The sequence below is a fragment of the Leclercia sp. M-A074-M genome, from assembly GCF_965195605.1.
Lineage (GTDB): Bacteria > Pseudomonadota > Gammaproteobacteria > Enterobacterales > Enterobacteriaceae > Enterobacter.
On the sequence record NZ_CBDAHM010000018.1, the window covers coordinates 1 to 26249 of the forward strand.

At 51.1% G+C, this 26249-nt stretch carries 46 protein-coding genes and 1 pseudogene; 7 read left to right on the forward strand and 40 right to left on the reverse strand.

Annotated elements, in window-relative coordinates:
• Positions 1 to 288: 288 nt before the first annotated feature.
• Entirely contained in the window at positions 289 to 843 is a 555-nt protein-coding gene (locus ACOKCT_RS22245; RefSeq protein ID WP_103177253.1) for a gamma carbonic anhydrase family protein, read from the forward strand.
• Here ACOKCT_RS22245 and ACOKCT_RS22250 read toward each other — a convergent pair.
• The 6 genes from ACOKCT_RS22250 to dprA are packed head-to-tail and all read right to left on the reverse strand — an operon-like array spanning position 819 to position 4602.
• On the reverse strand, positions 819 to 1067 hold the full coding sequence (locus tag ACOKCT_RS22250; protein WP_103177254.1) for a DUF1488 domain-containing protein: 249 nt from the start codon (positions 1065 to 1067) through the stop codon (positions 819 to 821). The two genes, ACOKCT_RS22245 and ACOKCT_RS22250, sit on opposite strands and share 25 nt — an antisense overlap.
• Positions 1064 to 1882: a shikimate dehydrogenase gene (gene aroE, locus ACOKCT_RS22255; RefSeq protein ID WP_156655293.1), complete on the reverse strand. Its 819-nt coding sequence runs from the start codon at positions 1880 to 1882 to the stop codon at positions 1064 to 1066. Before aroE ends, ACOKCT_RS22250 begins: the two co-directional genes overlap by 4 nt.
• A 4-nt stretch (positions 1883 to 1886) precedes the next feature.
• The gene (gene tsaC, locus ACOKCT_RS22260) at positions 1887 to 2459 is read right to left on the reverse strand and encodes an L-threonylcarbamoyladenylate synthase type 1 TsaC (RefSeq protein WP_103177256.1); all 573 of its coding nucleotides are present in this window, start codon (positions 2457 to 2459) and stop codon (positions 1887 to 1889) included.
• A gap of 4 nt (positions 2460 to 2463) precedes the next feature.
• On the reverse strand, positions 2464 to 3006 hold the full coding sequence (locus ACOKCT_RS22265; protein WP_159340495.1) for a type I DNA topoisomerase: 543 nt from the start codon (positions 3004 to 3006) through the stop codon (positions 2464 to 2466).
• A gap of 26 nt (positions 3007 to 3032) precedes the next feature.
• Complete coding sequence (smg, locus tag ACOKCT_RS22270; RefSeq protein ID WP_039032055.1) at positions 3033 to 3506, reverse strand: DUF494 family protein Smg; 474 nt, start codon at positions 3504 to 3506, stop codon at positions 3033 to 3035.
• Positions 3478 to 4602 carry a DNA-protecting protein DprA gene (gene dprA / locus ACOKCT_RS22275; RefSeq protein ID WP_103177258.1) on the reverse strand — a complete coding sequence of 375 codons (1125 nt, stop codon included), beginning with the start codon at positions 4600 to 4602 and terminating at the stop codon, positions 3478 to 3480. Before dprA ends, smg begins: the two co-directional genes overlap by 29 nt.
• 127 nt (positions 4603 to 4729) lie before the next feature.
• Between dprA and def the strand changes: the two genes are divergently transcribed.
• The 5 genes from def to mscL all read left to right on the forward strand — a co-directional run bounded on the left by def (position 4730) and on the right by mscL (position 9515).
• Complete coding sequence (gene def, locus ACOKCT_RS22280) at positions 4730 to 5239, forward strand: peptide deformylase (RefSeq protein WP_039032057.1); 510 nt, start codon at positions 4730 to 4732, stop codon at positions 5237 to 5239.
• 25 nt (positions 5240 to 5264) lie between these two features.
• Positions 5265 to 6212 (forward strand): methionyl-tRNA formyltransferase, encoded by a 948-nt coding sequence (gene fmt, locus ACOKCT_RS22285; protein WP_103177259.1) that lies wholly within the window; start codon positions 5265 to 5267, stop codon positions 6210 to 6212.
• A gap of 52 nt (positions 6213 to 6264) precedes the next feature.
• Complete coding sequence (gene rsmB, locus ACOKCT_RS22290; protein WP_103180997.1) at positions 6265 to 7551, forward strand: 16S rRNA (cytosine(967)-C(5))-methyltransferase RsmB; 1287 nt, start codon at positions 6265 to 6267, stop codon at positions 7549 to 7551.
• Positions 7552 to 7573: 22 nt separating this feature from the next.
• A complete protein-coding gene (trkA, locus tag ACOKCT_RS22295; RefSeq protein WP_103177260.1) occupies positions 7574 to 8950 on the forward strand; it encodes a Trk system potassium transporter TrkA in 1377 nt (458 codons plus the stop codon).
• Positions 8951 to 9098: 148 nt separating this feature from the next.
• Complete coding sequence (mscL, locus tag ACOKCT_RS22300; RefSeq protein WP_103177261.1) at positions 9099 to 9515, forward strand: large-conductance mechanosensitive channel protein MscL; 417 nt, start codon at positions 9099 to 9101, stop codon at positions 9513 to 9515.
• Here the strand turns inward: mscL and ACOKCT_RS22305 are convergent.
• From ACOKCT_RS22305 to rpsJ, 31 genes are all read right to left on the reverse strand, one after another.
• Positions 9483 to 9728, reverse strand: coding sequence for an alternative ribosome-rescue factor A (locus ACOKCT_RS22305; RefSeq protein WP_114388362.1), 246 nt, complete (start codon positions 9726 to 9728; stop codon positions 9483 to 9485). The two genes, mscL and ACOKCT_RS22305, sit on opposite strands and share 33 nt — an antisense overlap.
• A gap of 55 nt (positions 9729 to 9783) precedes the next feature.
• On the reverse strand, positions 9784 to 10209 hold the full coding sequence (gene zntR, locus ACOKCT_RS22310; RefSeq protein ID WP_103825482.1) for a Zn(2+)-responsive transcriptional regulator: 426 nt from the start codon (positions 10207 to 10209) through the stop codon (positions 9784 to 9786).
• Between the two features lie 2 nt (positions 10210 to 10211).
• Positions 10212 to 10580 carry a DUF1992 domain-containing protein gene (locus ACOKCT_RS22315; protein ID WP_114316547.1) on the reverse strand — a complete coding sequence of 123 codons (369 nt, stop codon included), beginning with the start codon at positions 10578 to 10580 and terminating at the stop codon, positions 10212 to 10214.
• Between the two features lie 105 nt (positions 10581 to 10685).
• Positions 10686 to 11069, reverse strand: a complete 384-nt coding sequence (gene rplQ / locus ACOKCT_RS22320; RefSeq protein ID WP_001216368.1) for a 50S ribosomal protein L17 — start codon at positions 11067 to 11069, stop codon at positions 10686 to 10688.
• 40 nt (positions 11070 to 11109) lie between these two features.
• On the reverse strand, positions 11110 to 12099 hold the full coding sequence (locus ACOKCT_RS22325; RefSeq protein WP_002919219.1) for a DNA-directed RNA polymerase subunit alpha: 990 nt from the start codon (positions 12097 to 12099) through the stop codon (positions 11110 to 11112).
• Positions 12100 to 12124: 25 nt separating this feature from the next.
• Positions 12125 to 12745 (reverse strand): 30S ribosomal protein S4, encoded by a 621-nt coding sequence (rpsD, locus tag ACOKCT_RS22330; protein WP_032614687.1) that lies wholly within the window; start codon positions 12743 to 12745, stop codon positions 12125 to 12127.
• 34 nt (positions 12746 to 12779) lie between these two features.
• A complete protein-coding gene (rpsK, locus tag ACOKCT_RS22335; protein WP_003863312.1) occupies positions 12780 to 13169 on the reverse strand; it encodes a 30S ribosomal protein S11 in 390 nt (129 codons plus the stop codon).
• Positions 13170 to 13185: 16 nt separating this feature from the next.
• On the reverse strand, positions 13186 to 13542 hold the full coding sequence (rpsM, locus tag ACOKCT_RS22340; protein ID WP_003031135.1) for a 30S ribosomal protein S13: 357 nt from the start codon (positions 13540 to 13542) through the stop codon (positions 13186 to 13188).
• 146 nt (positions 13543 to 13688) lie between these two features.
• Positions 13689 to 13805, reverse strand: a complete 117-nt coding sequence (rpmJ, locus tag ACOKCT_RS22345; RefSeq protein WP_000868187.1) for a 50S ribosomal protein L36 — start codon at positions 13803 to 13805, stop codon at positions 13689 to 13691.
• A 31-nt stretch (positions 13806 to 13836) separates the two neighbouring features.
• On the reverse strand, positions 13837 to 15168 hold the full coding sequence (gene secY, locus ACOKCT_RS22350; protein ID WP_103177265.1) for a preprotein translocase subunit SecY: 1332 nt from the start codon (positions 15166 to 15168) through the stop codon (positions 13837 to 13839).
• A gap of 7 nt (positions 15169 to 15175) precedes the next feature.
• Positions 15176 to 15610 carry a 50S ribosomal protein L15 gene (gene rplO / locus ACOKCT_RS22355; RefSeq protein ID WP_039032065.1) on the reverse strand — a complete coding sequence of 145 codons (435 nt, stop codon included), beginning with the start codon at positions 15608 to 15610 and terminating at the stop codon, positions 15176 to 15178.
• 3 nt (positions 15611 to 15613) lie between these two features.
• Complete coding sequence (gene rpmD, locus ACOKCT_RS22360; protein WP_003863301.1) at positions 15614 to 15793, reverse strand: 50S ribosomal protein L30; 180 nt, start codon at positions 15791 to 15793, stop codon at positions 15614 to 15616.
• 6 nt (positions 15794 to 15799) lie between these two features.
• Positions 15800 to 16300: a 30S ribosomal protein S5 gene (rpsE, locus tag ACOKCT_RS22365; RefSeq protein ID WP_007369821.1), complete on the reverse strand. Its 501-nt coding sequence runs from the start codon at positions 16298 to 16300 to the stop codon at positions 15800 to 15802.
• Positions 16301 to 16314: 14 nt separating this feature from the next.
• Positions 16315 to 16668, reverse strand: a complete 354-nt coding sequence (gene rplR / locus ACOKCT_RS22370) for a 50S ribosomal protein L18 (RefSeq protein ID WP_039076817.1) — start codon at positions 16666 to 16668, stop codon at positions 16315 to 16317.
• Positions 16669 to 16677: 9 nt separating this feature from the next.
• The gene (gene rplF, locus ACOKCT_RS22375; protein ID WP_103177266.1) at positions 16678 to 17211 is read right to left on the reverse strand and encodes a 50S ribosomal protein L6; all 534 of its coding nucleotides are present in this window, start codon (positions 17209 to 17211) and stop codon (positions 16678 to 16680) included.
• Positions 17212 to 17223: 12 nt separating this feature from the next.
• Complete coding sequence (rpsH, locus tag ACOKCT_RS22380; RefSeq protein WP_003031127.1) at positions 17224 to 17616, reverse strand: 30S ribosomal protein S8; 393 nt, start codon at positions 17614 to 17616, stop codon at positions 17224 to 17226.
• Between the two features lie 33 nt (positions 17617 to 17649).
• Complete coding sequence (gene rpsN / locus ACOKCT_RS22385; RefSeq protein WP_042396030.1) at positions 17650 to 17955, reverse strand: 30S ribosomal protein S14; 306 nt, start codon at positions 17953 to 17955, stop codon at positions 17650 to 17652.
• Positions 17956 to 17969: 14 nt separating this feature from the next.
• The gene (rplE, locus tag ACOKCT_RS22390; protein WP_007702494.1) at positions 17970 to 18509 is read right to left on the reverse strand and encodes a 50S ribosomal protein L5; all 540 of its coding nucleotides are present in this window, start codon (positions 18507 to 18509) and stop codon (positions 17970 to 17972) included.
• 14 nt (positions 18510 to 18523) lie between these two features.
• On the reverse strand, positions 18524 to 18838 hold the full coding sequence (gene rplX, locus ACOKCT_RS22395; protein ID WP_000729185.1) for a 50S ribosomal protein L24: 315 nt from the start codon (positions 18836 to 18838) through the stop codon (positions 18524 to 18526).
• A 10-nt stretch (positions 18839 to 18848) separates the two neighbouring features.
• Positions 18849 to 19220: a 50S ribosomal protein L14 gene (rplN, locus tag ACOKCT_RS22400; RefSeq protein ID WP_002919748.1), complete on the reverse strand. Its 372-nt coding sequence runs from the start codon at positions 19218 to 19220 to the stop codon at positions 18849 to 18851.
• Between the two features lie 165 nt (positions 19221 to 19385).
• Positions 19386 to 19640, reverse strand: coding sequence for a 30S ribosomal protein S17 (gene rpsQ / locus ACOKCT_RS22405; protein ID WP_008457160.1), 255 nt, complete (start codon positions 19638 to 19640; stop codon positions 19386 to 19388).
• Positions 19640 to 19831, reverse strand: a complete 192-nt coding sequence (gene rpmC, locus ACOKCT_RS22410) for a 50S ribosomal protein L29 (RefSeq protein ID WP_032614707.1) — start codon at positions 19829 to 19831, stop codon at positions 19640 to 19642. The genes rpsQ and rpmC overlap by 1 nt, the downstream gene beginning before the upstream one ends.
• On the reverse strand, positions 19831 to 20241 hold the full coding sequence (gene rplP / locus ACOKCT_RS22415) for a 50S ribosomal protein L16 (protein ID WP_002919759.1): 411 nt from the start codon (positions 20239 to 20241) through the stop codon (positions 19831 to 19833). The genes rpmC and rplP overlap by 1 nt, the downstream gene beginning before the upstream one ends.
• 12 nt (positions 20242 to 20253) lie before the next feature.
• Positions 20254 to 20955 (reverse strand): 30S ribosomal protein S3, encoded by a 702-nt coding sequence (gene rpsC, locus ACOKCT_RS22420; protein ID WP_000529945.1) that lies wholly within the window; start codon positions 20953 to 20955, stop codon positions 20254 to 20256.
• A 17-nt stretch (positions 20956 to 20972) separates the two neighbouring features.
• A complete protein-coding gene (gene rplV, locus ACOKCT_RS22425; protein WP_002919773.1) occupies positions 20973 to 21305 on the reverse strand; it encodes a 50S ribosomal protein L22 in 333 nt (110 codons plus the stop codon).
• Between the two features lie 14 nt (positions 21306 to 21319).
• Entirely contained in the window at positions 21320 to 21598 is a 279-nt protein-coding gene (rpsS, locus tag ACOKCT_RS22430) for a 30S ribosomal protein S19 (protein WP_001138115.1), read from the reverse strand.
• Positions 21599 to 21614: 16 nt separating this feature from the next.
• A complete protein-coding gene (gene rplB, locus ACOKCT_RS22435; protein WP_000301859.1) occupies positions 21615 to 22436 on the reverse strand; it encodes a 50S ribosomal protein L2 in 822 nt (273 codons plus the stop codon).
• A 17-nt stretch (positions 22437 to 22453) separates the two neighbouring features.
• The gene (gene rplW, locus ACOKCT_RS22440) at positions 22454 to 22756 is read right to left on the reverse strand and encodes a 50S ribosomal protein L23 (protein ID WP_000617546.1); all 303 of its coding nucleotides are present in this window, start codon (positions 22754 to 22756) and stop codon (positions 22454 to 22456) included.
• Positions 22753 to 23358 carry a 50S ribosomal protein L4 gene (gene rplD / locus ACOKCT_RS22445; protein ID WP_003031119.1) on the reverse strand — a complete coding sequence of 202 codons (606 nt, stop codon included), beginning with the start codon at positions 23356 to 23358 and terminating at the stop codon, positions 22753 to 22755. The genes rplW and rplD overlap by 4 nt, the downstream gene beginning before the upstream one ends.
• 10 nt (positions 23359 to 23368) lie before the next feature.
• Positions 23369 to 23998: a 50S ribosomal protein L3 gene (gene rplC, locus ACOKCT_RS22450; protein WP_006817279.1), complete on the reverse strand. Its 630-nt coding sequence runs from the start codon at positions 23996 to 23998 to the stop codon at positions 23369 to 23371.
• Between the two features lie 32 nt (positions 23999 to 24030).
• The gene (gene rpsJ, locus ACOKCT_RS22455; RefSeq protein ID WP_001181005.1) at positions 24031 to 24342 is read right to left on the reverse strand and encodes a 30S ribosomal protein S10; all 312 of its coding nucleotides are present in this window, start codon (positions 24340 to 24342) and stop codon (positions 24031 to 24033) included.
• A gap of 389 nt (positions 24343 to 24731) precedes the next feature.
• Between rpsJ and ACOKCT_RS22460 the strand changes: the two genes are divergently transcribed.
• Positions 24732 to 25205 (forward strand): prepilin peptidase, encoded by a 474-nt coding sequence (locus ACOKCT_RS22460; RefSeq protein ID WP_159340494.1) that lies wholly within the window; start codon positions 24732 to 24734, stop codon positions 25203 to 25205.
• Here ACOKCT_RS22460 and bfr read toward each other — a convergent pair.
• From bfr to tuf, 3 genes and pseudogenes are all read right to left on the reverse strand, one after another.
• On the reverse strand, positions 25189 to 25665 hold the full coding sequence (gene bfr / locus ACOKCT_RS22465) for a bacterioferritin (RefSeq protein ID WP_103177268.1): 477 nt from the start codon (positions 25663 to 25665) through the stop codon (positions 25189 to 25191). The two genes, ACOKCT_RS22460 and bfr, sit on opposite strands and share 17 nt — an antisense overlap.
• Before the next feature lie 71 nt (positions 25666 to 25736).
• Positions 25737 to 25931 (reverse strand): bacterioferritin-associated ferredoxin, encoded by a 195-nt coding sequence (gene bfd / locus ACOKCT_RS22470; RefSeq protein ID WP_059180778.1) that lies wholly within the window; start codon positions 25929 to 25931, stop codon positions 25737 to 25739.
• A gap of 176 nt (positions 25932 to 26107) precedes the next feature.
• A pseudogene (gene tuf / locus ACOKCT_RS22475) lies at positions 26108 to 26249 on the reverse strand (elongation factor Tu); the annotation flags it as partial.

Here is a 26249-nt window from a genome sequence, read left to right on the forward strand (position 1 = left end):
TATTACGCTTTCCTCTTTCAGAGTCAAGCGATTATTTTCGCTTTTCTCCTCAACCGGCCCGGCTGTCTGTGTGAAGTGATTCACATCCGCCGTGTCGATGGAGGCGCATTATAGGGATCCCAGTTTTTAGCACAAGCATTTTTTCGATCTTTTCTTCTGACTGTTCTTTTTTCGTTCTTTCCGCTGAAATCCCATCCGATATGCTCAAATAATGACGTAACTGGCCCTTGATCAAGCTACGTATTAGGATCAAAGTCATCAAAAGAATGCACATCACTCGAGGTTGATATGTCTGCAGTACTCCGTCCCTATAAAGATCTTTTCCCAAAACAAGGCGATCGCGTCATGATCGACAGCAGTAGCGTGGTCATTGGCGATGTCCGGCTGGGTGATGATGTCAGTATCTGGCCGCTGGTTGCTATTCGTGGAGATGTGAATTACGTCGCCATTGGCGCCCGTACTAATATTCAGGATGGCAGCGTGCTGCATGTGACCCATAAATCTTCTTATAACCCTGAAGGTAATCCCCTGATCGTTGGTGAAGAGGTCACTGTCGGTCATAAAGTGATGTTGCACGGCTGCACGATCGGCAATCGCGTTCTGGTCGGCATGGGATCGATTTTGCTGGATGGTGTGGTAGTAGAAGATGACGTAATGATTGGTGCTGGCAGCCTGGTTCCGCAAAATAAGCGGCTCGAGAGCGGCTTTCTCTATTTAGGAAGTCCGGTAAAACAGATCCGCCCCCTGACGGAAGCGGAAATAGAAGGGTTAAAGTACTCAGCCAATAACTACGTTAAATGGAAGAATGATTATCTGGATCAGGAAAGCCAGAACCACCCTTGATCGTCCTCGTCCCCCTTGCGGATCGCATCGCTGGCTTCTTCTTCCAGATCCCAGCGATGTTCACGAAACATCTCAATTGGCAGGCCATCGCCAAAACGACGCGCCAGCGTTCTTCCTTCAATGGCACACATCATTTGCATGCCATTTACCAGCGCGGGAAAACAGACTGCCTGTTTGTCTTCATCCCAGCTTTCTCGATCCGGGAACTGGATCGCCTGGTTCATGCCGATAGCTCCAGTTTGAGTTTTTCAATGACCGGCTCCACTTCCGGCAGCACGCCGTGCCAGAGCATCACCGCATGCGCGGCCTGCCCCACCAGCATCCCCAATCCATCAGCCACACGTTTTGCGCCTTGCCGTTCACACCAGCTCAGAAAAGGCGTTTTGCCTTTCTGATAGAACATGTCATAGCAATTAACCTGTCCATTGATCAATGACGCCGGAATGGCGGGAACGTCGCCACCAATGCCGCTTGAGGTCGCATTAACGATCAGATCAAACTCATGGCCGTGTAACGCGTCCAGGGCGACCGCATGAATACTGCCAGTGTGGGCAAACAGAGCGGCCAACTCTTCTGCCCGGGAGTAAGTACGATTCGTAATGGTTACTGCGCAATCCAGGGAGAGCAGAGGTAAAATCACACCTCGCGCCGCGCCGCCCGCGCCAATCAAAAGGATACGCGCGCCAGGTTTGATAAATGACAGACGTTCCAGATCGCTCAGCAGGCCAATGCCATCAGTGTTGTCTCCCAGAATTCGGCCATCTTCAAGCCGCTTGAGCGTATTCACAGCTCCCGCAAGAGAGGCGCGCTCTGTTAACTCATCGGCACGCCCGAATGCCTCTTCTTTAAAAGGTACTGTGACATTCGCCCCTTTTCCGCCACCAGCAAAAAAAGCCTCCAGCGTCGTCACAAAGGCATCAATGGGTGCAAGCACTCGGCCATAAGGGTGATCGATATGCAACTGCTGGGCGAACTGTTGGTGAATAAACGGCGATTTGCTATGCGCAACTGGATTACCAAAAACGGCGTACGCTTCCATCTGATTACCCCTGGCGAAAAAGTTCGCCGGTCAAAGCATCACGAATTTCTGACGGGTTCAGGCGACCACCGGTTTCACCGATGACCACCGGGAACTCACTACCAAACTGCGCTGACACCTCTTCTGCAGTGCGGCAAGGAGGCAATCCCGTCAGATTGGCGCTGGTAGAGACCAGCGGTTTACCAAAGCGATTACATAGCTCGATGACTAATGGATGGTCCGTCACGCGAACAGCAAGGGAGTCAAAACGCCCCGTCAGCCATCGAGGCGTTGTCGGCAGCGCCGGAAACACAAACGTTACCGGCCCAGGCCAGGAGGAGAAAATGGTTTCACGCTGCGCTGACGTCAACATGGAATCATCTATATAAGGTTTAAGCTGTTCAAAACTGGCGGCGATAAGAATCAGCCCTTTTTCTACCGGGCGCTGTTTAAGCGTTAAGAGACGTGTTACGGCTACTTCGCTGTCGGGATCGCATCCCACCCCAAAAACCGCTTCTGTTGGATAGGCGATGACTTCTTCATTTTTCAGCACATCCACTGCATGCGCAACGGAGCCTGACTGCAGGTTATTCTTCACTTTTTTATTCCGCCGAAACCGGCTTTCCACATTGTTTACTGGCGCAGAAGCGCTTCATACCTTGCGCCGTTTTTTTCTCGATAAGTAGCGGGTAATGGCACTCAGGGCAGCTGCCCGCCACCGGTTTGAAATTGGTAACAAACTGACATTCAGGATAGCGATCGCAGGAGTGGAATGTCTTACCATAGCGTGAACGGCGTTGCACGAGATGCCCGCTGCCGCATTGCGGGCAGGCTACGGCTGTTTCATCAGGTTTATCGATTTGTTCGGTGTGATGACATTCGGGATAGCGACTACAGCCGATAAACATGCCAAAACGCCCCTGGCGCAGCGCCAGATCGCCGCCGCATTGCGGGCAGGCTTGTCCCTCCAGAATCTTAACAATATGCCCGTCCGCCTGATTTTTCAGGGGACGGACATAATCACATTCTGGATAGTGTGAACAACCGAGAAACGGCCCGTGTTTACCGGACCGGATAACAAGTTCTGCCCCACACTGCGGGCAGGACTCATGTTTACGCACCGTAAATAGTGCTGATTTGGTCATAACAACTCTTGGTGCTGCAAAATGAATTAATGCAGCATACCTTCATTCACTTCAAAGAGTAATTCTTCCATTTGCTGATAGGCATTTTCACACCCTGGAATATTGAACAGAACCATCAGGATGACCCACTTCAGGTCCTCCAGCTCAAATTCTGCGGTATCCAGCGCCATGACGCGCTCTATCACCATTTCTCGTGTTTCGAGGTTCAGCACCTGAATCTGCTCAAGGAATAAGATAAATCCCCGGCAACTGGCATCCAGCCTTTCACACTCTTCAGCCGTATAGATGCGTACAGACAGTGGATCGGAAACTAACTGCATCGGTTCGGCAAGGCCTTCCTGATAATCAGCCAGTTTTTCCAGCCATATTAACGCGTTGTAGATATCTTCCCGTTCGAAACCTGCATCGGTGAGATCGCGTGTGAGTTTGTCCTGATCCACGCGTGCTTCAGCTTCGTTATGGATGTAAGTCTCAAACAAATACATGAGTACGTCGAACATGGCTTGCCCTCCTTAATCGGACATAGCCGCCGGGTACAGCTGCGATCCATCCTGCTAACTCCAGTTCGAGTAGCTGTGCTACGGTTACTGGCACAGGTTGGCCGGCACGTTCAGCGACAACGTCAACAGGTGTTACCTCATCTCCTACGTTAGCCAGGAGCTCAGGAAATGGCAATGCTACCTGGTCCTGATCTGAAGAATAAAGCCAATTTTTGGGATCCTCTGGCAGCCAGTTCAGTCCGTTTTGCAACGTTTCCAGAATATCTTCTGCCGTTGTCACGGGAGTCGCCCCTTGCTTTATTAACCAGTGAGGACCTTCACTCCCCGGGTTGCCAATGGCTCCCGGTAATGCAAAGACCTCACGCCCCTGCTCAAGGGCGCATTTGGCGGTAACGAGAGAACCGCTTCTTATCATCGCTTCGATTACGAACACCCCCAGGCTGAGGCCGCTAATGATGCGGTTACGTCGCGGGAAATTACCCTGCCAGGGAGGCGTCGCGAGTGAAAACTCAGAGATCACTGCACCGCCGCTTTCAACAAGACGCATGGCCAGCGACGAATGGCGGCGGGGATAGACATCCGCCAGACCGTTACCCAGCACCGCGACGCTTTTGCCTTTAACGTTGAGCGCAGCGCGATGCGCTATACCATCGATGCCGCAGGCCAGTCCGCTGGTAATCGTCAGTCCCGCCTGGGCTAGCTGCTCACAAAGCACTTTTCCCCAACGCTCTCCATACCAGGAGTGAGAACGGCTGCCGACCACGGCAAGTTGCAGACTCGACAGCACGGAGGGCTCCCCCTTAACAAACAAAGCCCCAGGGTAATCGGCAATAGCGCGAAGCTGCCCTGGATAGAGGGCATTATCCGCACATATCAGATAATGGTCCTGTCCGGCCAGCCAGGCCATACTGCGGTCGAGTTCCCGCGGTGAAAACGATAAAAACTTCTCCTTTTGCCTGTGGGTGAGCCCCCTTTCCACCAGCAGAGCACCATCAATATGGGATTCGCGCTGCAGCTGCTGCGCTATCGCCACCATCTTGTCGCCGTACAACTCTCCGGTGCTTATCAGGCGTAGCCAAATCTCTGTGGATGTCATCCTTTCCCCTGCCAGAAGCCGCTATAGCAATCTTTGCGATTGGTCACTGATGCTGTCAATCAGAGGGGGTTTTGTCTAGAATAGAGGTTATATTCTTATCAACTCCTGAATACGACTCTGGAAATATATGGCAGTTTTGCAAGTGTTACATATTCCGGACGAGCGCCTTCGCAAAGTCGCCGAGCCGGTTAAAGAAGTGAATGCAGAAACTCAACGTATCATTGATGATATGTTCGATACGATGTACGCCGAAGAAGGCATCGGTCTCGCGGCGACTCAGGTGGATATTCACCAGCGCATCATTGTGATCGACGTTTCTGAGAACCGCGACGGGCGCCTGGTATTAATCAATCCGGAGCTTCTGGAAAAAAGCGGTGAAACCGGTATCGAAGAAGGCTGCCTCTCTATCCCTGAGCAGCGAGCACTGGTACCGCGTGCAGAAAAAGTCAAAATCCGCGCGCTTGATCGCGACGGTAAGCCGTTCGAACTGGAAGCGGATGATCTGCTGGCCATCTGCATTCAGCATGAGATGGATCATCTGGTCGGTAAACTGTTTATCGATTATCTCTCTCCACTGAAGCAGCAGCGTATTCGTCAGAAAGTAGAGAAACTGGATCGCATGCGCGCTCGCGCTTAATGTGACCCCGGATACAAGGAATAACGTGTCTACATCACTACGTATCATCTTTGCAGGAACACCTGACTTTGCAGCGCGTCATCTCGACGCGCTGTTGTCGTCTGGCCATAAGGTTGTGGGCGTGTTTACTCAGCCCGATCGTCCGGCAGGCCGGGGTAAAAAATTGATGCCGAGCCCGGTAAAAGTCCTGGCTGAAGAGCACGGTTTACCGGTCTTTCAGCCTGCTTCGTTACGGCCGCAGGAAAATCAGCAGCTGGTTGCTCAGTTAAATGCAGATGTCATGGTGGTTGTGGCGTATGGCCTCATCCTGCCGAAAGCGGTGCTTGATATGCCGCGTCTGGGCTGCATTAATGTTCACGGTTCACTTCTCCCACGTTGGCGTGGCGCAGCGCCGATCCAGCGTTCATTGTGGGCTGGCGATGCCGATACTGGCGTGACGATTATGCAAATGGACGTAGGGCTGGATACTGGCGACATGCTGTATAAGCTCTCTTGTCCTATTACCGCCGAAGATACCAGTGCCACCCTGTATGACAAACTGGCAGAGCTTGGGCCAAAAGGGCTGATTGATACACTGCAACAGCTTGCAGAGAATCGGGCTCAACCAGAAGTTCAGGACGAAGCATTAGTGACCCATGCTGAAAAGCTCAGCAAAGAAGAGGCCCGCCTCGACTGGACTCTCCCTGCTGCTCAGCTTGAACGCTGTATTCGGGCTTTCAATCCATGGCCAATGAGTTGGCTTGAGATAGACGGACAGCCGGTGAAGGTATGGAAGGCCTCTGTGATTGATGGCCAAACTCACGCTGCCCCTGGAACAATCATTGCAGCCAGTAAACAGGGTATTCAGGTCGCGACAGTTGAAGGGATCCTTAATCTGGAATCCTTACAACCAGCAGGTAAAAAAGCCATGAGCGCGCAGGACCTTCTTAACTCCCGCCGTGAATGGTTTACCCCTGGCAACAGTCTCGCCTGAGATCATTTCAAATTAAGGCCCGGTGTTTCCGGGCATTTTTATTTTTGCGGTTATGAAAAAACAAAATTTACGCAGCCTGGCAGCACAGGCGATTGAGCAAGTGGTCGAGCAGGGTCAGTCCCTGAGCAATGTCCTGCCACCGTTACAGCAAAAGGTTTCCGATAAAGATAAGTCGCTGCTTCAGGAGTTGTGCTTTGGTGTTCTGCGCACGTTACCCCAGATGGAGTGGCTGATCGGAAAACTTATGGCGCGCCCGATGGCGGGCAAGCAACGCGTCATTCACTACCTGATCATGGTCGGCTTCTATCAGCTGCTGCATACCCGTATTCCACCTCATGCCGCACTGGCAGAGACCGTAGAAGGCGCAGTTGCGGTAAAACGCCCGCAGCTGAAAGGATTGATCAACGGCGTGTTGCGACAGTTCCAGCGCCAGCAAGATGAATTGCTGGCTGAGTTCGCCCGCACGGAAAAACGTTTCCTGCATCCTGACTGGTTATTAAAGCGATTGCAAAAAGCCTATCCTGAGCAGTGGGAAGCGCTAATTAATGCCAATAACCAGCGTCCACCTATGTGGCTACGCGTTAACCGCAATCACCACACCCGGGACGCCTGGCTGGCGCTACTGGAAGAGGCCGGAATGACCGGGTTCCCTCATCCTGAATACAGCGATGCAGTGCGTCTGGCGGCCCCTGCACCGGTACATGCTCTGCCTGGCTTTGAACAGGGCTGGGTTACCGTTCAGGACGCTTCAGCCCAGGGTTGCATGACCTGGCTTGAGCCGCAGAATGGCGAGCGGATCCTCGATCTTTGCGCCGCGCCAGGCGGTAAAACGACACATATTCTGGAGGTCGCTCCGCAGGCTAACGTGATGGCTGTCGACGTTGACGAACAGCGTCTTTCTCGTGTCTACGATAATCTCAAACGTCTGGGTATGAAGGCGGAAGTTAAGCAGGGTGACGGGCGTACCCCTGGGCAGTGGTGCGGGGATGAGCAGTTCGATCGCATTTTACTGGATGCCCCTTGCTCAGCGACCGGCGTTATCCGCCGCCATCCGGATATCAAATGGTTGCGCCGCGATCGGGATATCAACGAACTGGCACAGTTGCAGTCAGAGATCCTCGACGCTATCTGGCCGCATCTGAAAACAGGCGGGACGCTGGTTTATGCCACCTGTTCTGTTCTGCCGGAAGAGAATAGCCAGCAGATCGCCGCGTTCCTGAAGCGCACACCTGATGCCCGCCTGCATCTGACCGGCACACCAGAACTGCCCGGCAAGCAAAACCTGCCAGGGGCAGAAGAAGGCGACGGTTTCTTTTACGCTAAGCTAATCAAAGAGTGATGTTGATAACGGGTCACAAGATATGAAGATAATCATTCTGGGCGCGGGGCAGGTAGGCGGTACGCTGGCAGAAAACCTGGTCGGTGAGAATAACGACATCACTATCGTTGATACCAATGGCGATCGTCTGCGCGGCCTGCAGGATAAATTCGATCTGCGCGTGGTTCAGGGGCATGGCTCTCACCCACGAGTGTTGCGTGAAGCCGGAGCGGATGACGCAGATATGCTGGTTGCTGTCACCAGTTCTGATGAAACGAATATGGTGGCCTGTCAGGTGGCCTATTCGTTATTTAATACCCCAAACCGAATCGCGCGTATACGTTCGCCGGATTACGTTCGTGATGCCGATAAGTTGTTTCAGTCCGATGCGGTGCCAATCGACCACTTAATCGCGCCGGAACAGCTGGTTATCGACAGTATTTACCGCCTGATTGAATACCCGGGCGCACTGCAGGTAGTCAACTTCGCAGAGGGCAAGGTCAGTCTTGCGGTAGTAAAAGCCTACTATGGCGGCCCGCTGATCGGTAACGCACTCTCTACGATGCGCGAACATATGCCGCACATCGATACGCGCGTCGCCGCGATTTTCCGTCATGACCGCCCTATTCGTCCCCAAGGCTCTACCATTGTCGAAGCTGGTGACGAGGTCTTCTTTATCGCCGCGTCACAGCACATCCGTGCGGTAATGAGCGAGCTTCAGCGACTGGAAAAACCCTATAAGCGCATCATGCTGGTCGGGGGCGGTAATATCGGCGCTGGCCTGGCCCGGCAGCTGGAAAAAGACTACAGCGTAAAATTGATCGAACGGGATCAACAGCGCGCCGCTGAACTGGCAGAAAAACTGCAAAATACGATCGTTTTCTATGGCGATGCGTCGGATCAGGAGCTGCTTGCCGAAGAGCATATCGATCAGGTTGATCTTTTCATTGCTGTTACCAACGACGACGAAGCCAACATCATGTCAGCGATGCTGGCAAAACGGATGGGTGCGAAGAAGGTCATGGTGCTTATCCAGCGCAAAGCCTATGTCGATCTGGTGCAGGGAAGCGTTATCGATATTGCGATTTCGCCGCAACAGGCCACTATCTCTGCCCTGCTGAGTCACGTGCGAAAAGCGGATATCGTTGGCGTTTCTTCCCTCCGTCGTGGAGTGGCAGAAGCTATCGAAGCCGTGGCGCATGGCGACGAAAGCACGTCCCGTGTGGTTGGGCGTACCATCGATGAGATTAAACTCCCGCCGGGCACTATCATTGGTGCAGTGGTGCGGGGTAACGATGTCATGATCGCTAATGACAATCTACGCATTGAGCAGGGCGATCACGTTATTATGTTCCTGACAGACAAAAAGTTTATTACCGACGTCGAGCGCTTATTCCAGCCAAGTCCTTTCTTCCTCTGACGCTTGCAAAGGTGCTGTTTTCAGCACCTTTTCTTTTTAACCCAATAATATGTAAGGGTTATATTTCTGTGACGTATGTCTCTCTTCAATGGCAATCCGCTAATGATTTGTTAGACTTGTATTTGTCAGCTGGCACAAGGAGAACAAAATGAGTTTTATTAAAGAATTTCGCGAATTTGCGATGCGCGGAAACGTAGTGGATTTGGCTGTGGGTGTGATTATTGGTGCGGCGTTTGGCAAGATCGTTTCATCACTGGTTGCGGATATCATCATGCCACCACTGGGCCTTTTAATTGGCGGAATAGATTTCAAGCAATTCGCCATAACGCTGCGGGAAGCTCAAGGTGATGTCCCTGCGGTGGTAATGCACTATGGCGTGTTTATTCAAAACGTATTTGATTTCATGATTGTTGCTTTCGCCATCTTTATGGCCATTAAGCTCATCAACAAATTAAACCGTAAGAAAAAAGAAGAACCGGCTGCGCCGCCAGCCCCATCGAAAGAAGAAGTGCTGCTTACTGAAATTCGTGACTTACTGAAAGCGCAGAACAACCGCACTTTGTAAGCCACTCAAAGCAAGAAGGCCAGTGGTAAGAAAGCGATTCGCTTGCTTGCCACTGGCCTCCCAGTTACCCCGTTTTGCATGTTTAGTTTTGCGCAGATAACTTCCTTTCCCTTTCTTGTTCTTCTCGATTCGCTGTCTGAATAAAGGATCATGCAGTAACGCCTCAATGGCATTGTCGTTGATCTGACCTTTCTTGTGTTGATAATGGCTCATACTTTCTCCAGTGTTCAAAATATCGACGCGAGTTTAGAAGGTGCTGACAATAAAATCAACATCCGCGAGACTCGCCATTCGCCCCTTGTTCAAGGGTTTCCAGAATAGAACAGTAAACGCTGCTATGTGCAGTACCGCAACAGGCATCGTTCAACCGCTGTAAAGAGAGCCGCATGGTTTGAAGCTCTTCGATGCGCGCCTCGACTTCACTCAATCTCGCCTGCACAATACTTTTTGATTCCTGGCAGGTGTGATGCTCGGGATCGATACGGATCGACAGTAGCTCGCGGATCGATTCCAGGGTAAACCCCAGCTGTCGCGCATGACGAATAAACTTAAGGCGCTGAAGATCCCGGTCGGTATAAAGCCGGAAGCCCCCTTCAGTGCGTATCTCATGTTCCATCATCTGCTGCTTTTCGTAATAACGAATAGTATCAGGGGTAACCTCAGCCAGCTTAGCAAGCTCACCAATACGATACATCGCTACTCCTCCTTCATTTTTTGCATTAGACGTTCAGCATAATCCCCGCGCAGAAACTCCGTACTCGCTCCCGCCTGGCGCAGCTTTAGTTCCAGAAGGGCGAGACGGCGGGCGTAATCCGCATGCGCTGCAGTTCCCTCTTTGACTGTGGTGAGCAAGTGAGACAGTTCGATCGCCTCTTTACGCTGTTCAAGTTCAGGAGGGAGGCAACCCGCGTTTTTCAACATGCGGTAGGCCGCTCGCAACTCTGGGGGAACATGTGAATCATCATCCAGTTTCAGCGGCTGGCCACTGCCGGGCAGGTCATCGAATTCACCCTGGCGCTGGGCATCCAGGATATGTCGTTCTGCCCATTGGTCCAATAACCACATAGCAAAACTCCAGAGAGTAGGAAAAGAATAAGAGTAGTGTAGAAAATGGGGATTCAGCGGATATAAAAAAACCCGCCGGAGCGGGTTTTTTTACGTTACTGCAGATTACTCTGCAGCAGCTTCTGCTTTCTCTGAACGATCAACCAGCTCGATGTAAGCCATCGGAGCGTTGTCGCCTGCACGGAAGCCACACTTCAGAATACGAGTGTAACCACCGGCACGGCTCGCGAAACGCGGGCCCAGTTCGTTAAACAGTTTTGCCACGATCTCGTTATCACGAGTGCGGGCGAATGCCAGACGACGATTAGCAACGCTGTCAGTCTTGGCAAGAGTAATCAGCGGCTCAACTACGCGACGCAGCTCTTTCGCTTTAGGCAGGGTCGTCTTGATGATTTCATGACGAACCAGTGAACCTGCCATGTTGCGGAACATAGCCTGGCGATGGCTGCTGTTGCGGTTCAGTTGACGACCACTCTTACGATGGCGCATGACCTTATCCTTCTCAGTAAAACCTTAACCTGTGATCCGGTTACTCGTCAGCAATGCTTGCTGGTGGCCAGTTTTCCAGGCGCATGCCCAGAGACAGACCACGTGAAGCCAGCACGTCTTTAATCTCAGTAAGAGATTTTTTACCCAGGTTCGGCGTTTTCAGCAACTCAACCTCGGTACGCTGTACCAGATCACCGATATAGTGGATAGCTTCTGCCTTGAGGCAGTTAGCAGAGCGGACAGTCAATTCCAGATCGTCAACAGGGCGCAGCAGGATCGGATCGAATTCTGGTTTCTCTTCTTTCACTTCCGGCTGACGTACATCACGTAAGTCAACGAAAGCTTCCAGTTGTTCTGCCAGGATGGTTGCCGCACGACGAATCGCCTCTTCAGGATCGATTGTGCCGTTGGTTTCCATTTCGATGACCAGCTTGTCCAGGTCGGTACGCTGTTCTACACGCGCTGCTTCAACATTGTAGGCAATACGCTCTACAGGGCTGTAGCATGCGTCGACCAGCAGACGGCCGATTGGGCGCTCATCTTCTTCCGAATGAATTCGGGCAGAAGCCGGCACATAACCACGACCGCGCTGAACTTTGATACGCATGCTGATAGCTGCGTTCTCATCGGTCAGGTGGCAGATCACGTGCTGCGGCTTGACGATTTCAACATCACCGTCGTGGGTGATGTCGGCTGCAGTCACAGGGCCAATGCCAGATTTATTCAGAGTAAGAATAACTTCATCTTTACCCTGAACTCTCACCGCCAGCCCTTTCAGGTTGAGCAGGATTTCAAGGATATCTTCCTGAACGCCTTCTTTGGTGCTGTACTCATGAAGTACACCATCAATCTCAACCTCGGTCACCGCGCAACCCGGCATCGATGAGAGCAGAATACGGCGCAGTGCGTTACCCAGAGTATGGCCAAAGCCACGCTCTAAAGGCTCAAGGGTCACCTTGGCGTGCGTCGAACTCACTTGCTCGATATCTACCAGGCGCGGTTTTAGAAACTCTGTCACAGAACCCTGCATTGTGTCCTCTCTTTGGTACTAAGCTTTACTTGGAGTAAAGCTCGACGATCAGGTGTTCGTTAATGTCCGCAGACAGATCAGAACGTTCTGGCTGACGCTTGAACGTACCTTCCATCTTGCCAGCATCAACTTCCAGCCAGGTTGGCTTTTCACGCTGCTCAGCCAGCTCCAGAGCGGCTTTCACGCGAGATTGCTTTTTCGCTTTCTCACGAATGCTAACAACGTCATTCGCTTTAACCTGATAAGAAGCGATGTTAACAACACGACCGTTTACCATGATTGCTTTATGGCTAACCATCTGACGTGCTTCAGCACGAGTGGCGCCAAAGCCCATACGGTATACAACGTTGTCCAGACGACCTTCCAGCAGAGCCAACAGGTTTTCACCGGTGTTGCCTTTCAGACGTGCTGCTTCTTTATAGTAGTTACGGAACTGACGCTCCAGCACACCGTACATACGGCGAACTTTTTGCTTTTCACGCAACTGCACACCATAGTCAGACAGACGCGGTTTACGCGCACCGTGCTGGCCAGGAGCTTGTTCAATTTTACACTTGGTATCGATCGCGCGAACGCCAGACTTAAGGAATAAGTCGGTGCCCTCACGACGGCTCAGCTTGAGCTTAGGACCCAAATATCTTGCCATTTTCTATCTCCAACAAACCTGGAAAACGAACGCGTTATACGCGACGTTTTTTCGGCGGACGACAACCGTTATGAGGGATCGGAGTCACATCAGTAATATTAGTGATGCGGAAACCAGCGGCGTTCAGAGCACGAACGGTAGATTCGCGACCCGGACCCGGACCTTTTACCATAACTTCCAGATTCTTGATGCCGTATTCTTTTACGGCTTCAGCGCAACGCTCTGCTGCAACCTGAGCTGCGAACGGAGTGGATTTGCGAGAACCACGGAAACCGGAACCACCGGCTGTTGCCCAACCCAGCGCGTTACCCTGACGATCAGTAATAGTAACGATGGTGTTGTTGAAAGAAGCATGGATATGAGCCACGCCGTCAGAGACTTGTTTTCTTACACGCTTACGTGCACGAACTGGTGCCTTTGCCATTATTCAATCACCCCGATTATTTCTTGATCGGTTTGCGCGGACCCTTACGGGTACGTGCGTTGGTCTTAGTACGCTGACCGCGCACTGGCAGACCACGACGATGACGCAAACCGCGATAGCAACCAAGATCCATCAGGCGCTTGATGCTCATGCTAACTTCACGGCGCAGATCACCTTCAACGACAAATTTGGCAACTTCGTCACGCAGCGTGTCGATTTGTTCTTCAGACAGCTCACTGATCTTAACATCTTCAGCGATACCCGCTGCAGCCAGAATGGCTTTAGAACGGGTCTTGCCGACGCCATAGATCGAAGTTAATGCGATCACAGCATGTTTCTGATCAGGAATGTTAATGCCTGCTATACGGGCCACTATGCACTCCTACTATTTAATATGTACGCACCATGCTGAAAAGCCCGTTTTCAGGATACTCAAATGGAAACGTACAGACATACAAAAGATTGGCTGGCTAATCTAGCCAGCTCAACCCAACTTTGCAAGAAAAATATGCGAAATAATCAGCCTTGGCGCTGTTTATGCTTCGGCTCGGCACTGCAAATCACACGGATGACACCATCACGCTTAACGATTTTGCAGTTACGGCATAATTTCTTGACGGAAGCACGAACTTTCATTTTTACTCTCCGTAACTTCTCGGGCGACCTATTAGCGGCCGTAGCCTTTCAGGTTCGCCTTCTTCAATGCAGACTCGTACTGACTTGACATCATTAGAGTTTGCACTTGAGCCATAAAGTCCATAATCACGACAACAACGATAAGCAGTGAGGTTCCACCGAAGTAGAACGGTACTTTCATTGCATCACGCATGAACTCCGGGATCAGGCAGATAAAGGTAATATAAAGCGCACCAACCAGAGTCAGGCGGGTCATTACTTTATCGATATACTTCGCCGTTTGCTCTCCCGGACGAATTCCTGGTACAAATGCACCGGACTTCTTCAGGTTATCTGCTGTTTCACGCGGGTTGAAGACCAACGCCGTGTAGAAGAAACAGAAGAAGATGATCGCAGACGCATAGAGTAACACATAAAGCGGTTGCCCAGGCTGCAAATACAGCGAAATTGTTGTCAGCCAGTTCCAACCAGTACCGCCCCCGAACCATGACGCGATGGTCGCCGGGAACAGAATAATACTGGAAGCGAAGATTGCCGGGATTACCCCTGCCATATTCACTTTCAGCGGTAAATGTGTGCTCTGTGCAGCATAGACACGACGGCCTTGTTGACGTTTCGCGTAGTTTACCACAATGCGGCGTTGACCACGTTCAACGAAGATAACAAAGAACGTCACTGCAAATACTAATACTGCAACCAACAGCAACAGGAGGAAGTGCAGGTCGCCTTGACGCGCTTGCTCGATAGTATGGGCAATGGCTGGCGGGAGTCCCGCAACAATACCGGCGAAAATAATGATCGAAATACCGTTACCGATACCCCGTTCAGTAATTTGTTCGCCGAGCCACATGAGGAACATTGTTCCTGAAACCAGACTTACAACAGCGGTGAAATAGAATGCAAAGCCTGGGTTAATAACCAGGCCCTGCATACCAGGCATATTCGGTAGACCAGTAGCAATACCGATCGACTGGAATATTGCCAGCACCAGAGTACCGTAGCGGGTGTACTGGCTGATCTTACGACGACCAGACTCCCCTTCTTTCTTCAGTTCTGCCAGGGCCGGATGAACGACCGTCAGCAGCTGGATAATAATCGATGCCGAAATATACGGCATGATACCCAGAGCAAAGATAGAAGCACGGCTGAGAGCACCACCAGAGAACATGTTAAACATTTCAATGATGGTGCCACGCTGTTGCTCAAGCAGTTTGGCAAGTACAGCGGCATCAATACCAGGGATCGGAATAAAAGAGCCAATACGGAAAACAATCAGCGCACCGATCACAAACAAAAGTCTGCGTTTCAGTTCGCCAAGCCCACCTTTGGCACTTTGAAAATCTAATCCCGGTTGTTTAGCCATCTGCTACTTATTCCTCAATTTTACCGCCAGCAGCTTCGATAGCAGCACGAGCACCTTTAGTAACACGCAGGCCACGAACAGTTACCGGGGTAGAAACTTCACCAGACAGGATCACTTTCGCGAACTCGATCTGAATACCGATAATGTTTGCTGCTTTCAGCGTGTTCAGGTCTACAACGCCGCCTTCAACTTTCGCCAGGTCAGACAGACGAACTTCGGCTGTGATCGCTGATTTGCGAGAGGTGAAGCCGAACTTCGGCAGACGACGGTACAGTGGCATCTGGCCACCCTCGAAACCGCGACGTACGCCACCGCCAGAACGAGAGTTCTGACCTTTGTGACCACGACCACCGGTTTTGCCGAGGCCAGAACCGATACCACGACCCAGGCGTTTACCCGCCTTTTTAGAGCCTTCGGCCGGAGACAGAGTATTTAAACGCATCTCTTACTCCTCAACTTTAACCATGAAGTAAACCGCGTTGACCATACCACGTACAGCAGGAGTATCCTCGCGCTCAACGGTATGACCAATACGACGCAGACCCAGGCCAAGCAGCGTTGCCTTGTGTTTCGGCAGACGTCCGATTGCACTGCGGGTTTGTGTAATTTTAATAGTCTTTGCCATGGTCAATTACCCCAGAATTTCTTCAACGGATTTACCACGCTTGGCAGCGACCATTTCTGGAGATTTCATATTTTCCAGGCCATCAATAGTTGCACGAACCACGTTGATCGGGTTGGTGGAACCGTATGCTTTAGCCAGAACGTTATGAACCCCAGCGACTTCCAGAACGGCGCGCATTGCACCACCGGCGATGATACCGGTACCTTCGGAAGCCGGCTGCATGAAGACACGAGAACCCGTGTGAGTACCCTTAACTGGGTGCTGCAGGGTGCCGTGGTTCAGCGCGACGTTAATCATATTGCGACGGGCTTTTTCCATCGCTTTCTGGATCGCTGCTGGAACTTCACGCGCTTTACCGTAACCAAAACCAACGCGACCGTTACCATCGCCAACTACAGTCAGAGCTGTGAAGGAGAAAATACGACCACCTTTAACGGTTTTAGATACGCGGTTAACCGCGATCAGCTTTTCCTGCAGTTCGCCAGCTTGTTTTTCGATGTGAGCCATCTTACACCTCTACCTTAGAACTGAAGGCCAGCTTCACGGGCAGCATCTGCCAGTGCCTGGACACGACCATGATATTGGAACCCGGAACGGTCAAAGGAAACATCTTTGATGCCTTTTTCCAGAGCGCGTTCAGCAACAGCTTTACCTACAGCTGCAGCGGCGTCTTTGTTACCGGTGTACTTCAATTGTTCAGAGATAGCTTTTTCTACAGTAGAAGCAGCTACCAGAACTTCAGAACCGTTCGGTGCAATTACCTGTGCGTAAATATGACGCGGGGTACGATGTACCACCAGGCGAGTTGCACCCAGCTCTTTGAGCTTGCGGCGTGCGCGGGTCGCACGACGGATACGAGCAGATTTCTTATCCATAGTGTTACCTTACTTCTTCTTAGCCTCTTTGGTACGCACGACTTCGTCGGCGTAACGAACACCCTTGCCTTTGTAAGGCTCAGGACGACGGTAGGCGCGCAGATCTGCTGCAACCTGACCGATCAGCTGTTTATCAGCGCCTTTCAGCACGATTTCAGTCTGAGACGGACATTCTGCAGTAATACCTGCTGGCAGCGCGTGTTCAACAGGGTGAGAGAAGCCCAGAGCCAGGCTTACTGCGTTCCCTTTGATCGCTGCACGATAACCTACACCAACCAGCTGCAGCTTCTTAGTGAAGCCTTCGGTAACACCGATAACCATTGAGTTCAGCAGGGCACGCGCGGTACCAGCCTGAGCCCAGCCATCAACGTAACCAGTACGTGGGCCGAAAGTCAGAGCGTTATCTGCATGAGTAACTTCAACAGCATCGTTGAGAGTACGAGTCAGCTCGCCGTTTTTACCTTTGATCGTAATAACCTGACCGTTGATTTTTACATCAACGCCGGCAGGAACAACGACCGGTGCTTTAGCAACACGAGACATTTTTTCCTCCGATTAGGCTACGTAGCAGATAATTTCGCCACCAAGACCAGCCTGGCGCGCTGCACGATCAGTCATAACACCTTTAGAGGTAGAAACAACTGCGATACCCATGCCGGCCATAACTTTTGGCAGCTCATCTTTACGTTTGTAGATGCGCAGACCTGGGCGGCTGACACGCTGAATGCTTTCTACAACAGCCTTGCCCTGGAAATACTTAAGAGTAAGTTCCAGTTCAGGCTTGGTGTCGCCTTCAACTTTAAAATCTTCGATAAAACCTTCTTCCTTCAGCACGTTGGCGATTGCCACTTTCAGCTTGGAGGAAGGCATGGTGACCGCAGCTTTGTTCGCGGCCTGACCGTTACGGATACGGGTCAGCATATCCGCGATCGGATCTTGCATGCTCATCTGTCTTTACTCCCGTGATTCAATTGGTGACAATTACCAGCTAGCCTTTTTCAGACCCGGGATTTCACCGCGCATTGCGGCTTCACGGACCTTGATACGGCTCAACCCGAACTTCCGCAGGAAAGCGTGCGGACGACCAGTTTGACGGCAGCGGTTACGCTGACGAGACGGGCTGGAATCACGCGGCAGAGTCTGCAGCTTGAGAACTGCATTCCAACGATCTTCGTCGGAAGCGTTCACATCAGAAATGATCGCTTTCAGTTCAGCGCGTTTAGCGAAGAATTTATCAGCTAAAGCTACGCGCTTTACTTCGCGTGCTTTCATTGATTGCTTAGCCATTCAGTAACCCTACCTTACTTGCGGAACGGGAAGTCAAAGGCAGCCAGCAGAGCACGGCCTTCTTCGTCAGATTTCGCAGTAGTGGTAATGGTAATATCCAAACCACGCACGCGGTCGACTTTATCGTAGTCGATTTCTGGGAAGATGATCTGCTCACGGACACCCATGCTGTAGTTACCACGACCGTCGAAAGACTTAGCGGACAAGCCACGGAAGTCACGGATACGAGGTACAGCAATAGTGATCAGGCGCTCAAAGAACTCCCACATGCGTTCGCCACGCAGAGTTACTTTACAGCCGATCGGATAGCCCTGACGGATTTTGAAGCCTGCAACAGATTTGCGTGCTTTGGTGATCAACGGTTTTTGACCGGAGATAGCTGCCAGGTCAGCTGCTGCGTTATCCAGCAGTTTCTTGTCAGCGATCGCTTCACCAACACCCATGTTCAGGGTGATCTTCTCGACCCGAGGGACTTGCATGACAGAATTGTAGTTAAACTCAGTCATGAGCTTATTAACTACTTCGTCTTTGTAGTAATCATGCAGTTTCGCCATCGTACTACTCCAAATTACTTGATAGTTTCGCTGTTAGACTTGAAGAAACGGACTTTTTTGCCGTCTTCGAATCTAAAGCCTACACGGTCAGCCTTGCCGGTTGCCGCATTGAAGATTGCAACGTTAGAAACCTGAATAGCAGCTTCTTTTTCAACGATGCCACCTGGCTGGTTCAGGGCCGGAACCGGCTTCTGATGTTTCTTAACCAGGTTGATACCTTCAACAATGACCTTGCCGGAAGACAGGACATTTTTTACTTTACCGCGTTTACCTTTATCTTTACCGGTTAACACGATAACTTCGTCATCACGACGGATTTTCGCTGCCATGATTCGCTCCTTAGAGTACTTCTGGTGCCAGAGAGATAATTTTCATGAACTTCTCAGTACGAAGTTCACGAGTTACCGGCCCAAAGATACGCGTGCCGATAGGCTGCTCGCTGTTATTGTTTAAAATAACGCATGCATTACCATCGAAGCGAATGACAGAACCGTCAGGGCGACGAACACCCTTCTTGGTGCGCACCACTACCGCTTTCAGCACATCACCTTTCTTGACCTTACCACGTGGAATTGCTTCTTTGATGGTGATCTTGATGATGTCGCCTACGCCTGCGTAGCGACGGTGCGAGCCACCCAGAACCTTGATACACATTACGCGACGTGCACCGGAGTTGTCGGCGACGTTCAGCATAGTCTGTTCTTGGATCATTTTAGTGCTCCGCTAATGTCAACTACTACCTGAGACTCTAAAATCAGAGCCGTTAAAAAGCCCCATATCGAGGGCGCGGCATTATAACACCGCTTCTGCAATATGGGTAGAAAAAATAAACGGCTCATCGCTGAGCCGTTTATTCGTATCGAGAAGGCTACTCTATTACAGAACCGCTTTCTCTACAACGCGAACCAGCGTCCAGGACTTAGTCTTGGACAGTGGACGGCATTCGCGGATTTCTACCACGTCACCGATACCACATTCGTTGTTCTCGTCATGTACGTGCAGTTTGGTCGTACGCTTGATGAATTTACCGTAGATCGGGTGTTTCACAACGCGCTCGATAGCAACAACGATGGATTTCTCCATTTTGTCGCTAACAACACGACCTTGCAGAGTACGGATTTTATCGGTCATTACGCACCCGCCTTCTGAGTCAGTAAAGTCTTAACGCGTGCAACATCACGACGCACTTGCTTCAGCAGGTGAGTCTGTTGCAGCTGGCCACTTGCAGCCTGCATGCGCAGGTTGAACTGCTCACGCAGCAGGTTCAGCAGCTCAGCGTTCAGCTCTTCAACGCTTTTTTCACGCAGCTCATTTGCTTTCATTACATCACCGTCTTAGTTACAAAGGTGGTTTTAATCGGCAGTTTCGCTGCTGCCAGGCCGAATGCTTCACGGGCCAGCTCTTCCGGTACGCCGTCCATTTCATACAGGACTTTACCCGGCTGAATCAAGGCAACCCAGTACTCCACGTTACCTTTACCTTTACCCATACGAACTTCCAGCGGCTTCTCGGTAATTGGTTTGTCCGGGAATACACGGATCCAAATTTTACCTTGACGCTTAACTGCACGGGTCATAGCACGACGTGCTGCTTCGATCTGACGTGCAGTCAGACGACCACGGCCAACAGCTTTCAGACCGAAAGTGCCGAAGCTAACATCCGTACCCTGCGCCAGACCACGGTTGCGGCCTTTGTGCACTTTACGGAATTTTGTACGCTTTGGTTGTAACATCAGCGACGCTCCTTATTTACGGCCTTTACGCTGCTGCTTTTTAGGTTGAGCAGCCGGTTTTTCCGGTTGTTCAACAGCAGCCATACCACCCAGGATCTCACCTTTGAAGATCCATACCTTAACGCCGATTACACCGTAAGTGGTGTGCGCTTCAGAGGTGTTGTAGTCGATGTCAGCACGCAGAGTGTGCAGCGGTACGCGACCTTCACGGTACCATTCGGTACGTGCGATTTCCGCGCCGCCCAGACGGCCGCTAACTTCAACTTTGATACCTTTAGCGCCCAGACGCATTGCGTTCTGTACAGCACGCTTCATAGCACGACGGAACATAACACGACGTTCCAGCTGAGAAGTGATGCTGTCAGCAACCAGTTTTGCGTCCAGTTCAGGCTTACGAACTTCAGCGATATTGATCTGTGCAGGAACGCCAGCGATATCCGCTACGACCTTGCGCAGTTTTTCTACGTCTTCGCCTTTCTTACCGATAACGATGCCAGGACGAGCAGTGTGAATGGTCACACGGATGCTCTTAGCCGGACGCTCGATTACGATACGAGATACGGACGCTTTAGCCAGTTCCTTAGTCAGGTACTGACGTACTTTAAAATCGCTGTCCAGGTTGTCAGCGAATTCTTTGGTGTTCGCAAACCAGGTTGAGTTCCATGGTTTTACAATACCCAGGCGAATACCATTAGGATGTACTTTCTGACCCATTGCTAGTCTCCAGAGTCTCAGCGATCGGACACAACCACAGTAATGTGGCTGGTGCGCTTCAGGATGCGATCTGCACGACCTTTCGCACGCGGCATAATGCGCTTCATGCTCGGGCCTTCGTCTACGAAAATTTTCGCAACTTTCAGATCGTCAATGTCAGCGCCATCGTTGTGTTCAGCGTTAGCAATGGCAGATTCCAGAACTTTCTTGACCAGTACAGCCGCTTTCTTATTGGTGTAGGTCAGAATATCCAGGGCCTGCGACACTTTCTTACCGCGAATCAGGTCAGCAACAAGGCGAACCTTCTGAGCAGAAGAACGAGCATGGCGATGTTGAGCTAAAGTTTCCATCTCTTCCTCCTACCTTATTTCTTCTTCGCTTTTTTATCAGCAGCGTGGCCGCGATAAGTACGAGTCGGTGCGAATTCACCCAGTTTGTGACCGACCATTTCATCGGAAACGAATACTGGAACGTGCTGACGACCATTATGGACAGCGATGGTCAAACCGATCATGTTAGGAAAGATCGTTGAACGACGGGACCAAGTGCGCAGGGGCTTCTTGTCTCCGCTTTCCACCGCTTTCTCTACCTTCTTCAGCAAGTGCAGGTCAATAAAAGGACCTTTCTTGAGAGAACGTGGCATGGCTTATCCTCTAATATTATTTGCTACGGCGACGTACGATAAATTTATCAGTACGCTTGTTGCTGCGGGTCTTCTTACCTTTGGTCTGAACGCCCCACGGAGTTACCGGGTGCTTACCAAAGTTACGACCTTCACCACCACCATGTGGGTGGTCGACTGGGTTCATCGCAGTACCGCGAACGGTAGGACGAACACCACGCCAGCGTGCAGCACCTGCTTTACCCAGAACGCGCAGCATATGCTCAGCATTGCCAACTTCGCCCAGGGTAGCGCGGCAGTCTGCTTCGACTTTACGCATTTCACCAGAACGCAGACGCAGGGTGACATAAGCACCATCACGCGCAACGATCTGAACGTAAGTACCAGCGGAACGTGCCAGCTGACCGCCTTTACCTGGTTTCATTTCTACGTTATGAACGGTAGAACCAACCGGGATATTGCGCATCGGCAGGGTGTTACCTGCTTTGATTGCAGCATCAACGCCAGACTGAATCTGGTCGCCAGCTTTCAGGCCTTTAGGGGCCAGGATGTAACGGCGTTCGCCATCTTTGTACAGAACCAGCGCGATGTTCGCGGAACGGTTCGGATCGTACTCAAGACGCTCAACAACTGCTGGGATACCGTCTTTGTTGCGTTTAAAGTCAACAATACGATAAGCCTGCTTGTGGCCACCACCGATGTGACGAGTGGTGATACGGCCATTGTTGTTACGACCACCGGATTTGCTGTTCTTTTCCAGCAACGGAGCAAAAGGCTTGCCCTTGTGCAGCTCAGGGTTAACCACTTTAACAACGTGGCGACGACCCGGAGATGTCGGTTTACATTTAACAACTGCCATTGTATTACTCCTCCGACTTACTCAGCGCCGCCAACGAAGTCCAGATTCTGGCCTTCTTTCAGGGTGACGTAAGCTTTTTTCCAGTCGCTACGACGACCGATACGCTGTCCGTGACGTTTAACTTTCCCTTTAACTACCAGGGTGTTAACGACTTCGACTTCGACTTCAAACAGTTTCTGCACAGCAGCTTTGATTTCTGCTTTGGTCGCGTCTTTAGCAACTTTGAGAACGATGGTGTTAGTTTTTTCCATCGCAGTAGACGCTTTTTCAGAAACGTGCGGTGCGCGCAGCACCTTCAGCAGACGTTCTTCACGAATCATGCCAGCATCTCCTCAACTTGCTTAACAGCATCAGCAGTCATTACGACTTTGTCGAAGGCGATCAGGCTAACCGGGTCGATACCAGTCGCATCGCGTACGTCAACCTTGTGCAGGTTACGTGCGGCCAGGAACAGGTTCTCGTCCAGCTCACCGGTGATGATCAGCACATCTTCCAGAGCCATGTCTTTCAGTTTCTGTGCCAGCAGCTTAGTTTTAGGCGCTTCTACAGAGAAAGATTCGACAACGATCAGACGATCCTGACGTACCAGCTCGGACAGGATGCTTTTCAGCGCGCCGCGGTACATCTTTTTATTAACTTTTTGACTGTGGTCCTGCGGGCGAGCAGCGAAGGTCACGCCACCGGAACGCCAGATCGGGCTCTTGATAGAACCTGAACGCGCACGGCCAGTACCTTTCTGGCGCCACGGCTTTTTGCCGGAACCAGTTACTTCAGCACGAGTCTTCTGAGCACGAGTACCCTGACGAGCACCAGCTGCATAAGCAACAACAACCTGGTGAACCAGCGCTTCGTTGAAATCACGACCGAAGGTAGTTTCGGAAACAGTCAGCGCGCTCTGCGCGTCTTTCAATACTAATTCCATTGCTATCCCCTTACGCCTTCACAGCTGGTTTAACGATCAGGTCGCTACCGGTTGCACCCGGGACCGCACCTTTAACCAGCAGCAGGTTGCGCTCAGCGTCAACACGTACTACGTCCAGGCTCTGAACGGTTACACGTTCGTTACCCAGCTGACCTGCCATTTTCTTGCCTTTGAACACTTTGCCCGGAGTCTGGTTCTGACCGATAGAACCCGGAACGCGGTGAGACAAGGAGTTACCGTGAGTAGCGTCCTGGGTACGGAAGTTCCAGCGCTTAACGGTACCAGCAAAACCTTTACCTTTAGAGGTACCGGTTACGTCAACTTTTTTAACTTCAGCAAACAGTTCAACGCTAATGTCCTGACCTACGGTGAACTCTTCGCCTTCAGCCAGGCGGAATTCCCACAGACCACGGCCAGCTTCTACGCCAGCTTTAGCGAAGTGACCCGCTTCTGGTTTGGTTACACGGTTAGCTTTTTTAGCACCAGTGGTAACCTGAATAGCGCGGTAGCCATCGTTAGCCAGATCTTTAACCTGAGTAACGCGGTTTGCTTCAACTTCGATTACGGTTACTGGGATAGAAACGCCATCTTCAGTGAAGATGCGGGTCATACCCACTTTTTTACCGACTAAACCAATCATTGTATCAACCTCTCAATCGCTCGATGACCTGATTAACCCAGGCTGATCTGCACGTCTACACCGGCAGCCAGATCCAGACGCATCAGAGCATCAACGGTTTTCTCAGTTGGCTCAACGATGTCAACCAGACGCTTGTGAGTGCGGATCTCGTACTGATCACGCGCGTCTTTGTTAACGTGCGGGGAGATCAGAACGGTAAAGCGCTCTTTGCGGGTCGGCAGCGGGATCGGACCACGGACTTGCGCACCAGTGCGCTTAGCAGTCTCGACGATTTCCGCGGTTGATTGATCGATCAGACGATGATCAAACGCTTTAAGGCGGATACGGATTCTTTGGTTCTGCATGAGACCAGAGCTCCAATTATTTTATAAACGAAAATGATCACTACTCAGACCCATTACGATTGATGGGAGAGTGTAACCGTTCTTACGTAGCTCCCCGATTGGGAGCATTGTTAGGCAACTGAAAAAGATTGCTGCCCGGGGTTCAGATTGAACCAGCTGTCAATTACGACAAGCCCGCGCATTATACGTAAATCTGGGCAGGACGCAAGCCCAGTTTAGAAAATAGACGGCAGAGCTCAATTTTGCGTGTCCCCTCGTAAATGCGGTGCAATCGTACATTGTCGTGAAAACGGCCAGGAAGACCTCTCGCATCGTTTTAGTTTGCCGTTTGTTTCACCCTTGGGGTTACATGGAATATGGGCGCAAACATTCCATTGAGGTTTACGCCAATGCTTACTCTCCTCCCCTTCTTGTTTGCCTACCTTGGATTAACAGCACTGTTAGTTCGCGAGGATCTCCGGTCACATCTGCTTCCGGACCGATATCTCTGCCCGCTACTATGGGTTGGTCTGCTTTATCACCTCTGTCTTCAACCCGAGCGGCTGCCTACTGCCGTCGCAGGGGCGATAGCGGGATACACAGGATTCGCGATTATTTATTGGAGTTACAGACTGCTGCGTAAGCGTGAAGGGCTGGGTTACGGTGACGTAAAGTATCTGGGTGCGCTGGGCGCATGGCATGGATGGTGCGTACTTCCTGTGCTGGCATTATCAGCAGCTTTGCTGGCTACGCTTTATCTTCTCATCCTGGCGATGTGTAAACCCGGGGAACAGATATTAAAAAACCCACTGCCATTTGGACCTTTCATGGCGGCAGCGGGTTTAATGATGAGTGGGCAAAGCCTGATCAGCTTTCCACTTTAATTTGCGACTGGAGGTAATTTTGCAGCCCAATTTTACTGATAAGATCCAGTTCTGTTTCCAGCCAGTCGATGTGCCCTTCTTCATCGGCCAGAATCTCAATCATCATATCGCGGCTGACGTAGTCATGAACGCTGTCTGCATAAGCGATAGCTTCACGCAGATCTTTCGCCCCTTCGAGCTCCAGCGTCAGATCCGAACGCAATATCTCTTCGACATCTTCGCCGATACCCAGCTTGCCGAGATCCTGCAGGTTGGGAATACCCTCGAGGAACAGAATACGCTCGATGTACTTATCAGCGTGCTTCATCTCATCGATGGACTCATGGTATTCAATATCGTTGAGGCGAGTCAGACCCCAGTTTTTGAACATTCTCGCATGGAGAAAGTATTGGTTGATTGCGACAAGCTCATTTCCCAATAATTTATTGAGATAACTTATGATTTTGATATCACCTTTCATTATAGTCCCTCCGCTTCCACTCATTGAAGCGTAGATGGGGCTACAGGGATGTCAAAAGAAAAGTATGAGCCTCAGGCAATCTCTTTGTATTCCGGGATCTGCATCAATTCGTCCTGCATAATCTCGCGGGCAGCGCGAACGCACTTACCGCATTGATTTCCAACCGGAACAAACTTACGCAACTGCTGAAAAGATTGAGGATGAAACTGGCGAACGGCCTGACGAATTTTTTTATCACTCACACCGTTACATAAACAAACGTACATAACCACTCCCGTTCAAAATATGGGCAAAGTGTAAGTGAGAATAATTATGATTACAATAGCACAAGCACGAAGATGCGGGACGGGAGCGAACAAAAAATACGAAAATTTGTGACAGCCATAAACGCTGAAAACAAAAAAGGACGCCGAAGCGTCCTTTTTAATTCAGGGATAATTAATTAGCCCAGAACTTTAGCAACAACACCCGCGCCAACGGTACGGCCGCCTTCGCGGATTGCGAAACGCAGACCATCGTCCATTGCGATTGGGTGGATCAGGGTAACAACCATTTTGATGTTGTCGCCTGGCATTACCATCTCA